The 12,518-nt window shown below is 74.6% G+C and carries 7 protein-coding genes; 3 read left to right on the top strand and 4 right to left on the bottom strand.

Going from position 1 to position 12,518, the window contains the following annotated elements:
* The 4 genes from AB0L34_RS10525 to AB0L34_RS10510 form a co-directional block, all read right to left on the bottom strand.
* Positions 1–1,712, bottom strand: a 1,712-nt coding sequence (locus AB0L34_RS10525; RefSeq protein ID WP_363703732.1) for a condensation domain-containing protein, incomplete at its 3' end; no start/stop codon positions are given.
* Between the two features lie 32 nt (positions 1,713–1,744).
* A complete protein-coding gene (locus AB0L34_RS10520; protein ID WP_363703730.1) occupies positions 1,745–3,379 on the bottom strand; it encodes a PhpK family radical SAM P-methyltransferase in 1,635 nt (544 codons plus the stop codon).
* A 78-nt stretch (positions 3,380–3,457) separates the two neighbouring features.
* The gene (locus AB0L34_RS10515) at positions 3,458–4,213 is read right to left on the bottom strand and encodes an alpha/beta fold hydrolase (RefSeq protein ID WP_363703728.1); all 756 of its coding nucleotides are present in this window, start codon (positions 4,211–4,213) and stop codon (positions 3,458–3,460) included.
* Positions 4,214–4,234: 21 nt separating this feature from the next.
* Positions 4,235–5,038: an SDR family oxidoreductase gene (locus AB0L34_RS10510; RefSeq protein ID WP_357459080.1), complete on the bottom strand. Its 804-nt coding sequence runs from the start codon at positions 5,036–5,038 to the stop codon at positions 4,235–4,237.
* Between the two features lie 986 nt (positions 5,039–6,024).
* On the opposite strand from AB0L34_RS10510, the gene AB0L34_RS10505 reads away from it, so the two are divergent.
* From AB0L34_RS10505 to AB0L34_RS10495, 3 genes are read left to right on the top strand one after another with little or no spacing between them, the layout of a single operon-like run.
* On the top strand, positions 6,025–10,857 hold the full coding sequence (locus tag AB0L34_RS10505) for an SDR family NAD(P)-dependent oxidoreductase (RefSeq protein WP_363703725.1): 4,833 nt from the start codon (positions 6,025–6,027) through the stop codon (positions 10,855–10,857).
* Positions 10,850–12,199, top strand: a complete 1,350-nt coding sequence (locus tag AB0L34_RS10500; RefSeq protein WP_363703723.1) for an acyltransferase domain-containing protein — start codon at positions 10,850–10,852, stop codon at positions 12,197–12,199. The genes AB0L34_RS10505 and AB0L34_RS10500 overlap by 8 nt, the downstream gene beginning before the upstream one ends.
* The gene (locus AB0L34_RS10495; RefSeq protein ID WP_350702778.1) at positions 12,196–12,495 is read left to right on the top strand and encodes a hypothetical protein; all 300 of its coding nucleotides are present in this window, start codon (positions 12,196–12,198) and stop codon (positions 12,493–12,495) included. Before AB0L34_RS10500 ends, AB0L34_RS10495 begins: the two co-directional genes overlap by 4 nt.
* Positions 12,496–12,518 lie beyond the last annotated feature (23 nt).

Below are 12,518 nucleotides of genomic sequence, written 5' to 3'. Positions count from 1 at the left end.
CAGCCGGCCACCGGCCGGCCGGGCCCCGCGCCGACGGCCCGCAGCCGGGCGGCGAGGACGTCGGCGCGGCGGTCCAGCTCCCCGTACGTCAGCGTCCTGCCGTCGGCCCGCACGGCGGGGGCGTCCGGCGCCGTCCGGGCCCACCGCGCGACCAGGTGGTGCACCGGCCCGGTCGGGTATTCGCGGACCTGCCCGCTCCAGCGGCGCACGATCCGGTCCTCCTCCGCCGGGTCCAGCAGCGCCGCCGCCGACAGCCGCCGGTCCGGGCGCGCGCAGAGCGAGCCGAGGATCGCCCGGTACTGCGCCATCAGTTGCGCGATGCGGTCCTCGTCGAACAGCTCGGTGCTGAACTCGAACTCGCAGTCGATGTGCGTGTCGCCCTCGAACGCCATCACGGAGAGGTCGAACTTGGAGACCTCGCCGACCATGTCGAGCAGCTCCACCGTCAGCGGACCGACGTGCAGGCGCTCGAACGGGGGAAGGTTCTTCATCGCGAAGACGATCTGGAACAACGGGTGGCGGGCCGGGTCCCGGACGGGGCGCAGCCGCTCCACGAGCAGCTCGAACGGTGCTTCGTGGTGCGTCTGGGCGTCCAGCACGACGTCGCGCACCCGGGCCACCAGCTCGGCGAAGGTCGGGTCGCCGGAGGCGTCGGTGCGCAGCACGACGGTGTTCACCAGCAGGCTGACCAGCGGCTCCAGCTCCACCCGGTCCCGGCCGGCGACGGGCGTGCCGAGCACGACGTCCGACTGCCCGGTCTGCCGGTGCAGCAGCGCGACGAATCCGGCCAGGAGCACCATGTACGGCGAGGCGGCGTGCCGGCGGGCGGCGGCGCGGACCAGGTCGGTCAGCTCGGCGTCGAAGCGTACGTTCCGTCGGCCGCCCCGCCAGCCCAGCACGGCGGGGCGCACCCGGTCGGGCGCCAGTTCCGTCGCCGAGGCGCCGGCGAGCCGCCGCTCCCACCAGGCCAGCTGGTCGTCGAGCTCACCGGCGCCGACGCGGTGGTGCTGCCAGCGGGCGTGCCCGGCCGGGTCGACGGGCGGCCGGGCGGGCTCGGTGCCGTGCCCGGTCCCCGCCGCGTAGTAGCGGACGAGGTCGTTGACCAGGACGCTGAGCGACCAGCCGTCGACGACGATGTGGTGCAGGTCGAGGAAGAGCCGGTGGTCGTCCTCGCCGAGCCGGAACAGCCGGGTCCGCAGGAGCGGCCCGCGCCGCAGGTCGAACGGGGGCTGCCGCTCGGCGGCGACCGCCTCGCGCACGCGGTCCTCCCGCTGCGCGGCCGGCAGGTCGGTCAGGTCGGTCACGTCGAGCCGGACGGCGGGCACGTCGACCGTCCGCTGCACCGGTTCGCCGTCGACGTCGTCGAACACGGTGCGCAGGGCGGGATGGTGCGCCACCAGCCGGTCCAGGGCGTCCCGCAGGGTGTCCACGGACAGCGGTCCGGTCAGCCGCAGCACCGCCGGCACGTGGTAGGCCGGGCTGTCCGGTTGGAACTGGTGCAGGAACCACAGGCGGCGCTGCGCGAAGGAGACCGGGGCCGGGGCGTCCGGGTCCGACGGGTGTCCGTCGGCCGCGAACAGCCGTGGGCCGTCGGTGGTCGCCGCGTCGTCGGGCAGGGGGTCGGCCGTCGTGTCGTTGGCGAGGAACTCGGCCCCGGCCGCCAGCCGGCTGGCCAGCCGGGCCCGGACCGCGTCGGAAGGTGTTCGGCGCACGGTACCGCTTTCTGCTGGGACGGGCGGGACGGTCAGCTCACCGGCGACGGCGCCGGTCCCGGAGGGTTCACCGCCTCGAACTGGCTCGCCCGGCGCAACCGGTCGAGCAGCTCCGGCTGGGCGGCGCTGCCGCCGGAGTGGCGCAGCTGGTCGGCCAGGACGCCGTTGAAGGCGCGGACGAAGTCCTTGACCTGCTCGCCGGACATCCCCTTGCGCTGGAGGTAGAAGGTGCTCCACTGCTCGAACCCGAACTGCGGCAGCCAGACGGAGCTGGTCACGTCGACGAAGAGGTCGTCGATGATCTGGGCGGCGGTGGACCAGTCCATCGTCTGGTGGCTCCAGTTGAACGCCTCGCCCTTGATGCCCAGCTCGTCCCGGCGCTGGTAGATCGGGGTGACCGGGTCGCAGTACCACAGCTGGGCCCGGAAGTAGTCCGGCCGGCCCTGGTCGAGCAGGTCCACGGTCTCGGCGACGGTCTCCTCCGTCTCGCCGGGGAAGCCGACGATCAGCGAGGCGTACGTCGAGATGCCGTGTTCGTTGAAGGCCCCGAGCGCGTCGATGTAGTCCGCCCGGCGGGCGGTCTTGTTCATCTGCTTGAGCAGCATGTCGCTGCCCGACTCGATGCCCAGGAAGACGCCCTCGCAGCCGGCTTCCTTCATCAGCTCGATGGTCGCGCGGTCGCCGTGGTCACTGCGGTAGAAGCAGTTCCACTTGAACCCGTAGTCCTTGTCGATCATCATCCGGAGGATGTCCCGGAACCGGTTCTTGGGGACGTTGAAGGTGTCGTCGATGAACGTCACGGTGTTGACCGAGGGCAGCTTGCGGATGTTGTCCAGCTCCCGCTCGACGTGCGCCACGTCGAGGTAGGTGTACTTGCCGGCCCGCTGGGGGAAGCCGCAGAAGGCGCAGGAGAACGGGCAGGACTTCGCCGTCCGGGTGGTGACGAACTCGTTGAACGCGTCGGGGCCGAAGACCTGGTAGTCGACCAGTTCGTGCAGCGGGTTCGACTCGATCTCGGTGCGGGTGTGGACGAAGTCGCCGTCCGAGCGGTAGGCCAGGTTCGGCACGTCCCCGGGGTCGGTGCCGGAGCGCAGCGCCAGCGCCAGCCGGGCCAGGGTCAGCTCGCCCTCCCGGCCGGTGACGTAGTAGTCGGCGCCGAGGTAGTCCATCAACGCGTCCAGGTCGGGGCGCTTGAGCGCGGCCACCTGGTTGGTGATGAACGGCCCGCCGACCACGATGGACACCTTCGGGTTGTGTCGGCGGACGAACTCGACGATCTCGATGATCGGCTGCGGCGAGACGTACAGGGTCGTGGTGATCGCCACGAGGCGGACGTCGCCGTCCAGCTTCTCCCGCAACTGCTCCCGCTCGTGCTGGAACAGGTTGACGAAGTCGACGCTCAACCCCCGGCGGGCCAGGAAGCTGCCCAGCACGGTGACCACCGGCCAGAGGAAGTCCGCGTTGTGGAAGTACGGCTTCGGCGCGCCCGGCGGGCTCTCGCGCAGGTGACTCAGCGCGTCCAGCGCGCGCAGCGGTCGCCCGTCGAGGTCGATGTACGCCAGGCGCAGGTCGCGGAAGGCGCCGGAGTCGGCCCCCATGAGGCGCACGTCGCTGACGTAGCTGGCGAAGTCGACGTCGTTGAAACCGACGATCAGGCAGTCTGTCATGTGCCGCTCCGTTCCGGACAAAGAGACCGGGGACCTCGTCGCCCGCTGCCGGGCCCGTCGAGTTGGCGCACCGGGGCGCTACCGGGAATCGGCCGCCAGGTCGGCGGCGATGGCCCGCACCACCCCGGCGGGGTCGGTGATGTGGAAGAAGTGGTCGCCGCGCACGCTGTGGCCGCGGTACCCGCGGGAGGTCATCCGCTGCCACCCGGCCATCGCCTCGGTCGTGGCGATCGGGTCCTCGGTGCCCGCGAAGCCGAGGATCGGCACGTCGACCGGGCCGTGCGCGGCGTCGGCGTAGCGGTCGATCCAGCCGAAGTCTGCCCGCAGCACCGGGACGAGCAGGGCGGCCAGCGCCGGGTGGTCCAGGATCTCGGCCGGGGTGCCGCCCATCCCGACGACCTCGCGCAGGAACTCCTCGTCGTCGAGGCCGAGCAGCCGGCGGGCGAGTTCCGGGAGGTCGTCCGGGGGGCGGGACCCGCCGACGACGAGCCGCCGGGGCAGCGGGGCGCCGCGGCGCTGGAGTTCCGCCACGACGGCGTGCCCGACGAGGGCGCCGAAGCTGTGGCCGTACAGCGCGTACGGCCGGGTCTCGTCGGCCAGCACGTCGGCGACCTCGGCGACGTCGAAGACGGGCGGCTCGTCGATCCGGCTCTCCCGGCCGGGCGGCTGCAGGGGGCGTACCGCGATGCCCGGCGCCGCGGCCGGGATCCAGGCCCGGTAGGCGGTCGCCCCCGCCCCCGAGTGCGGCAGGCAGTACAACGCCACCGGCGCCTCCGGGGTGTCCGGGAAGAGGAACCACCGTGGTCGTCGGTCCGCCGAGTAGTGGACAGTCACCATTGATCCTTCCGCGGAGACTCAGTTGACGACGGCGACCGCGCCGCCGTCGACGCGGTGGTTGGCCCCGTTGACGAAGCCCGCGAGGGGGCTGGCGAGGAAGACGACCAGCGCCGCCACGTCGTCGGGTGTGCCGAGCCGGCCGGTGGGGTTGTCGATCGACCCGGCGAGGACGCGCTGCTCGATGTCGGACCAGTCGGTGCCCCAGCCCTGGTCGGCGGCGAGACCGCGGACGTACGCCTCGACCCGGGGGGTGACGACGATGCCGGGACTGACGGTGTTGACGGTGATGCCGGTGCGGTCCAACGCCCGGGCCAGCCCCGTCGTGAGGTTGACCAGTCCCGCCTTGGTCGTCGAGTACGCCACCGAGCCGACCTGCGGCTGGGTGGCGGCGCCGCTGGCGATCTGGATCAGCCGGCCCCAGCCCCGGCGACGCATGCCGGGGACCAGCGCCTGGGCGAGGCGGGCCGGCGCCACCACGTTGAGCTCGTGCAGCCGCCGCCAGTCCTCGTCCGTGGTGTCGTCCCACGGCCGGTCCAGGCCGGTGGCGGCGCAGTTGACCAGGATGTCGACGCCGCCGAGGTAGCGCTCGGCCGCGACCGCCAGTCGGTGCGGGCCGTCGGCGTCGAGCAGGTCCGCCACGATCGGTTCCGCGGCGCCGCCCCGGGCCCGGATGCCCTGGGCCACGGACTCCGCGGCGGGCACGGAGCGCCCGTGCACGACGACCGTCACTCCCTCGTCGGCGAGCATCTCGGCGATCCGCGCTCCGATGCCGGACGACGATCCGGTGACGAGCGCCCGCCGACCGTCCAATCCAAGATCCACTGGTTCCCCCCGTGACATGGTTCGAACGCCGCACCCGGCGCGGGGCGGCCCCTTACCCGGACCTGACGATCCGCCCGCGGCGGCCAGCTCAGCCGCGCCGGCGCCGTCCCGGCGAGCGGGCGCTCGACGCACCGCGGCAGGCGGTCGTCCGCCGCCCACGGTCGCGGTGCTCACACACCCGGTCGACAGGCCGGATCAGCACTTGGATGTCCCCGTTCCCCCGTGTTCTCCCTGCCCCAGCGGTGTCGCCGCCACGGCGGGTACGACACCGGCGTCCCGACCTCCCGGTAGACCACCCGGGAGCACCCCGGCGCATTTCCGCCAACCCCGTCGGGACTCGGGAAGCACATCATGGAGCCCGGACGGAGTCAATCCCTACCAATAAGTTCGGGTCGCCGACGTACGCATTAGCGCGGGCAGGTCCGGCAATTAACGATCCCTTGGTCGCCATGCATTATCGTGGCTAGCTGCAGTTCCACGGGATCGAGTGACACTGATCACGGACTCAGCCCCGGACGGCCGCCGCGCGCCTCGCGGACCGTGGAACTTCCATGTCCGAGCACGCCAAAAGTAGCTACAAAACGGGCATCGGCTGCCAAAAACTGGCGGTTCGGGTGAGGATTCGATCACGGGTGGACACATACCGGCCGGTATGCAAGGATCGAGGAAACGCTTGCAAATCGAACGAGATCATTCGGAGGCAGGCAGGCGCCAACCGATCTTGCTTGTGCCGACCCTCCGAACCCCGAGTCGGGGTTCGCGTCTTTATAACTGGCACCAGACCGTCAGCACCGCCCGTGCGAAGCCACCGCGGCAGACCGCCGCAGCGCCACTGGCCGCAACCCATAAACGTCCGTCGCAACATTATGCGCATTCACGGACGTCGCCGCCGACGTGCCCTTTTCGAGTACGACCGCGCGTCCGCCCGTCACGAGTGGGACCGGGCGCGGGACGGGGACGGGATGAGGAAAGGATCCGGGCATTCCATGGACATCGCGATCGTGGGCATGGCCTGCGCGTTTCCCGGTGCCTCCGACGCGGCCTCCTTCTGGGCCAACGTCGTCGCCGGCACCGACGCCGTGGTGGAGGTCGACCCCGGGCGGTGGGACGCGGACCGCTACTACTCGGCGGACGATCCCCGCCCGGGGGAGAAGAGCCCGTCCCGTTGGGGCGGCTTCCTGGCACCCGTACCGTTCGACCCGGTGGCCCACGGCGTACCGCCCGCCGCACTCGGGAGCATCGATCCCGCACAACTGCTCGCCCTGGTCGTCGCCGAGCGGGCACTGGCCGACGCCGGCTACGCCGACCGCCCCTTCCCCCGGGCGCAGACCTCGGTGATCTTCGGGGCCGAGCCCGGCGCCGACCTCGCGACGGCGTACGGGATGCGGGCGCTGCTGCCGACGTACTTCGCCGAGCCGCCCGCCGCGCTCGACGCCCACCTGCCCCGCCTGACCGAGGACTCCTTCCCCGGCATCCTGGGCAACGTCATCGCGGGCCGCATCGCCAACCGGCTCGACCTGGGCGGGGTCAACTACACCGTCGACGCGGCCTGCGCGTCCTCGCTGGCGGCGGTCGACCTGGCCTGCAAGGAGCTCGCCGTCGGCACGAGCGACATGGTGCTGTGCGGCGCGGTGGACGTACACAACGCGGTGCACGACTACCTGCTCTTCGGTTCGGTGCAGGCACTGTCGCCCACCGGGCGGTGCCGCACCTTCGACCAGTCCGCCGACGGCATCGTGATCAGCGAGGGCGTCGCCTGTCTCGTGCTCAAGCGGCTGGCCGACGCGGAACGCGACGGCGACCGGATCCACGCGGTGATCGCCGGCGTGGGCGGCGCCAGCGACGGCCGCGGCATGGGCCTCACCGCCCCCCGGGCGCAGGGCCAGCGGCACGCGGTCGAGCGGGCCCTGCGGGCGGCGGGCGTCGCACCCGGGGAGATCGGCCTGGTCGAGGCGCACGGCACGGGCACCGTCGTCGGTGACCGCACCGAGCTGTCCGCCCTGTCCGAGGTGTTCGCCGCCGACGGGGCCGGGCCGGGCACCTGCTCGCTGGGCTCGGTCAAGTCGCTGATCGGGCACACCAAGTGCGCCGCCGGCATGGCGGGCCTGATCAAGGCCGTCCGGGCGGTACAGACCGGGGTCCGCCCGCCGACCGGGCACCTCACCCGGCCCAACTCCTACTGGGACGCCACGGCCAGCCCGTTCGCCTTCGACGGCGCGGCCCGCCCCTGGCTCGCTCCCCCGGCCCGCCGCGCCGCCGGCGTCAGCGCCTTCGGCTTCGGCGGCACCAACTTCCACGCCGTGGTCCGGGCCCACCCCAGCACCGCCGACCCCGACCAGGCGTGGGAACGCTGGCCGGCCGAGCTCTTCCTGCTCCGCGCGGCCGACGAGCAGTCGACCGGGGAGGCGGCACGGGCCCTGTCCGCCCTGGCCGCCGACGCGCCGCCCGGGGACGGGGCGCTGCACGCTCTCGCGCTGGAGTGGTTCGGCCGCACCCGCGACGACGCCCGGCCGGTCCGGGCCGCCGTCGTGGCCGGCAGCCTCGACCAGCTGCGGGAGCGGTTGCGGCTGGCCGCCACGGGCACCGCCGACCCCGGGGCCGGGGTCTACCTGGCCGACCCCGGCCCGGCGGAGCCGCCCGTCGTGGCGCTGGTCTTCCCCGGGCAGGGCAGTCAACGCCCCGGCATGCTGGCCGACCTCTTCGCGGCCTTCCCCGCCATGCGGACCGACCTGTACGACGACCCGGCGCTGGCCGCGGTGATGTTCCCACCCACCTCGTTCGACGAGGCGACGGCGGCGGCCCGGGCGGCCACGCTCGCCGACACGCGCCACGCCCAACCCGCCCTCGGGGTCGCCGAGCTGGCCCTGCTGGAGCTGCTCGGCTCCCTCGGGGTCCGGCCCGACCTGCTCGGCGGGCACAGCTACGGCGAACTCGTCGCCCTGCACGCCGCCGGCGTCCTGTCCCGCCCGGACCTGCTGCGGCTGACCGCCGCCCGGGCCGCCGCGATGCACGCGGCCGGCGGGCGGGGCGGCGCCATGGCGGCCGTCGCCGCGAGCGCCGACGAGGTCGCCGCCGCCCTCGCCGGGGCCAGCCTCGACGACGCCGTGGTGATCGCCAACCACAACGCCCCGGAGCAGGTGGTGATCGCCGGCCCCGAGGCGGCGGTGGCGACCGCGGTGACCGGGCTGCGCGCCCAGGGCCGGTCCGCCACCACGCTCGGCGTCTCATGCGCCTTCCACAGCCCGGCGATGGCCGACGCCACCGCGGAGTTCGCCGCCGTCCTCGCCGACTGCCCGGTGCAGCCGCCACAGCGGCCGGTCTGGGCGAACGCCTCCGGCCAGCGCTACCCGGACGCACCGGACGACATCCGCCGGCTCCTCGCCGGGCAGCTCGCCGCCCCGGTGCGGTTCCTGACCCAGATCGAGGACATGTACGCCGCCGGGGCCCGGGTCTTCGTCGAGGTGGGCCCCGGACGGGTGCTCAGCCGGATGGTCGGCCGGATCCTCGGCGACCGACCGCACCGGGCGGTCAGCTGCGACGTGCCGAACGAACCGGGGCTGCCCCGCCTGCTGCACGCCCTGGCGGAGCTGGCCGTCGCGGGGGTGCCGGTGGACCCGGCCCGCCTCTTCGCCGGCCCACGGGCCACCTCGGCCGCCGCCCCCGCCGCCACCGGGTGGACGGTCGACGGGCACCTGGTGCGGGGCCCGGACGGCAAGCCGGTGCCGAACGGCCTGCGCCCCGCCGACGAGGCGCCCCGGCTGGCGGCGGACAGCGCCGGCAGCGGGGATCCGCGCGAGACGGCGGTGCTGGAGTTCCTGCGCAACAGCCGGGAGCTGGTCGACGCCCAGCGCGAGATCGTGCTCGGCTACCTGGACCGGGAGCCCCGGCCGCGGCGGTCCGCACCGGACCCGACGCCGGTCGCCGTGGCGTCCACCGAGCCCGCCCGCGCCGAGGTGGCCGACGCCGGCCCGACCACCGTCCTCGGCCTCGCCGTCGACCTGTTGAGCGAGCGGACGGGCTATCCCGCGCAGATGCTCGCCCCCACCATCGACCTGGAAGCCGACCTCGGCATCGACTCGATCAAGCGGACGGAGCTGGCCGAGACGCTGCTGCGCCGGTTGGCGGTGCCGCGACCGGAGACGCGCGTGTCGACCCTCGTCGGCGCCCGTACGATCGCCGACCTGGTGGCGCTGCTTCCCCCGCTCGACCCGGCGGCGACCGGCCCGGCCGCGACACCGGGCGACGTCCCGGGGCCGGCCGACACCCGGACCGCCGGCCGGGCCACGCACGACCCGGAGACGGCCGGACGGTCCACGCCGGACGCCGGGACGCCCACCGGGCCCGCCCCGGGCCGGGCGCCGGACCGGTACGTCCCCGCCCTCCAGCCGCTGCCCGCGCCGCCCCGCGCCGCCGCCGACCTCTCCGGACGCGTCGCGACGGTCGCCGGCGGCGCGCCCGACCTGGCGGACGCGCTGCGCCGCCGGTTGACCCGCTCCGGGGTCTCCACTGCCGACGCCGCGACCCCGCCGCGTGAGCTCGACATGGCGATCCTGCTGCCGGTGACGGACGCCGCCGGCGAGCCGGCCCTGCCGGCGGCCTACGACCGGCTCCGCGCGCTGCTCACCGCGGGGGTGCCGGACATCACCGTGGTCACCACGATGGGCGGCCACTTCGCGCCCCTCGACTCGGAGACCGCCCCGGCCGGGCAGCACGCCGCGCTGGCCGGGATCGGCTTCGCCGGGCTGGTCCGCACCGTGGCCCACGAGTATCCGGAAACCCGGGTCCGCCTGCTGGACGTGGACCCCCAGGGCGGCGCGGAGGCGGTCGCCGAGCGGATCGTCGACGAGGTGGCCGGTGGGACGCCCCGGGGGGTGGTCGGCCTGCCCGACGGATCCCGGGTGACCCGCCGCTACGTCCGGCAGGACCTCCCCGCCGGGTCCGAGACGCTGGACCTGGACTCCGACTCGGTGGTGCTGGTCACCGGCGGCGGGCGGGGCATCACCGCCCGGACGGCGGTGGCGCTCGCCGAGCGGTACGGCTGCCACCTGGAGATCGTCGGGCGTACCGCCCCGCCGGAGGGCGCGGAGGACGCCGCCACGGCCGGCCTGACGGACCCGGCCGAGCTGCGCCGCGCCCTGCTCGCGGCCGGCATCACCGGCACGCCGGCCGAGGTGGAGCGCCGGTTGCGGGCCCTGCTCGCCGGGCGCGAGCTGCGTGCCGTCCTCGACCGGCTCGAGGCGCACGCCGCGTCCGTGCGGTACCACCGGTTCGACATCCGCGACGACGCCCGCCTGACCACCACCGTCGACGAGGTCTACCGCCGGCACGGCCGGATCGACGTCGTCGTGCACGGCGCCGGGACGCTCGACGACCGGCTCATCCGGGACAAGGACCAGGCCGCCTTCACCGCCGTCTACGACGCCAAGGTGCGCAGCGCCCGGGTCCTGCTGGACGCGCTGAAGCCGGACCTGCGCCTGCTGCTGTTCTTCTCCAGCGTCTCCGGGGTGTTCGGCAACCGGGGGCAGGCCGACTACGCGGCCGCGAACGACGCGCTGGACACCCTGGCGCTGGCCGCCGCCGACCGCTTCACCGGCCGCACCCTCGCCGTGGCGTGGGGCCCGTGGGCCGCCGCCGGCGGCGGCATGGTCTCCGCCGAGCTGGAACGGGAGTACGCGCGCCGCGGCATCGCGGTGATCGACCCGGAGGCGGGCGTCGAGGCGCTGATGCGCGAGATCGCCGAGGGCCCGCGGGACGCGCACCAGGTGCTGTACGTGGCCGGCGACCCGGCCCCGTTCCGGCCCGCCGGGTTCGATGACTGAGCCGGCCCGGTCGCCGTACCCCCGCCGGTCGGGACCGGCCGTCCTGCGCCTGGCGGCATCCTCCCCGGCGGAACTCGCGGACCGGCTCCGGGCGGTGGCCCGGGGCGGGAGCCGCCCGACGGAGCCGGACGACCCCGGCCTGCCGTGCCGGCTGGCCCTGCTGACCCCGACCCCGGACCGGCTCGCCCTCGCCCAGGAACTCGTGCTGCGGGAACGGTCGTGGGCCGGCCCGGCCGACCTCTGGTACACCACCGATCCGGTGCTGCGGCCGGGCCGCCCCGGCCGGGTGGCGTTCCTCTTCCCGGGCCTGTCCGCGCACGACCGGCCACCGCTCGACGACGTGGCCGGGGCGTTCGGCCTGCCCGGCTACCAGCCGGACCGCACCGGAACGGTGGGCGGCCGGACGTGGGACCTGCTGCACACCGGGCGCCTGCTGGACGGCGCGCTGCGGCGGATGGGCATCCGGCCCGATCTCGTCGCCGGCCACAGCGCCGGCGAGTGGAGCGCCCTGTTCTCCGCCGGCAGGTGGGCGGCGGAGGCGTTCGACGAGTTCGCCCGGCGGATGGGGCCGGACGCCTACCAGCTGCCCGACGTGGCGTTCGCGGTGGTGGGCTGCCCGGTGGTCGAGGCGAGACGGCTCATCGACGGGGTGGCCGACGTGGTCATCTCCCACGACAACAGTCCCCGGCAGACGGTGCTCTGCGGCACCGACGCGGCGATCCACACCGCGTTCGCCCGGATCGCCGACCCCTCGGTGCCCCGGACGGTGCTGCCGTTCCGGTCCGGCTTCCACAGCCCGATGCTGGCGCCCTACCTCGACCCGGTGGCCGCCATCCTCCGGGCCGTCCCGCTGCGGGCCGCGACGGTGCCGGTCTGGTCGGCGACCACGGTGGACCGCTACCCGGACGACGAGCCGGCGCTGGGTCGGCTCCTGGTCCGGCACCTGGTCTCGCCGGTCCGCTTCCGGGAACTGGTGCAGCGCCTCCACGACGAGGGCACCCGGGTCTTCGTGCAGGTCGGCCACGGCAGCCTCGCCGCCTTCGTCCGCGACACGTTGCACGGCCAGCGGCACGTCGTCGTGAGCGCCTCGGAGGGGCGCCCCGACGGGCTGGCGGCGCTGGCCCGGCTCGCCGCGGCGCTGTGGGTGCAGGGCCTGCGACCGGACTTCGCCGCGCTGCCCGGCGCCGACGACGCCCACCCCACCGGCCCACCGGCACCGGGTGCCGTCGACGACCCGGTGCTCGCGGCGTTCCAGGCCGTCCTCGACGAGGTCGCCCACGCCAGCCGCGAGGTGCTCGGCGGCTGGCAGCACCGGACCCGGGATGACAGGGTGAGTCCATGACGGAACGAGAGCTTCCCGCGCTGACCCGCGCCGAGCAGGAGCTGGTGGACCGCTACCTGCGCATCGTCGACCTGGTCGCCCGTCTCAATCCGGCCCGGGACAGCGGCCACTTCGACGTGCGGGGATGCGTGCTGGCCGCGCAGGCGCTGATGGCGGAGGCCAAGGCGATCGGCGTGACGGCGGAGACCATGCTCGAACGCGGCGAGGACGAGCTGCACGTCGCCACGCTGGCCCGGGCGATGCGCGCCCTGGACGGCGAACGGCGCATCGCCCGGCTGCGGCTGCCCCCGAACTGAACGTCGCACACCCAGGGAGGGCA

The sequence above is a fragment of the Micromonospora sp. NPDC052213 genome, assembly GCF_040679695.1.
Taxonomy (GTDB): Bacteria; Actinomycetota; Actinomycetes; order Mycobacteriales; family Micromonosporaceae; genus Micromonospora.
This window is presented reverse-complemented; position numbering and strand designations above follow the sequence as displayed.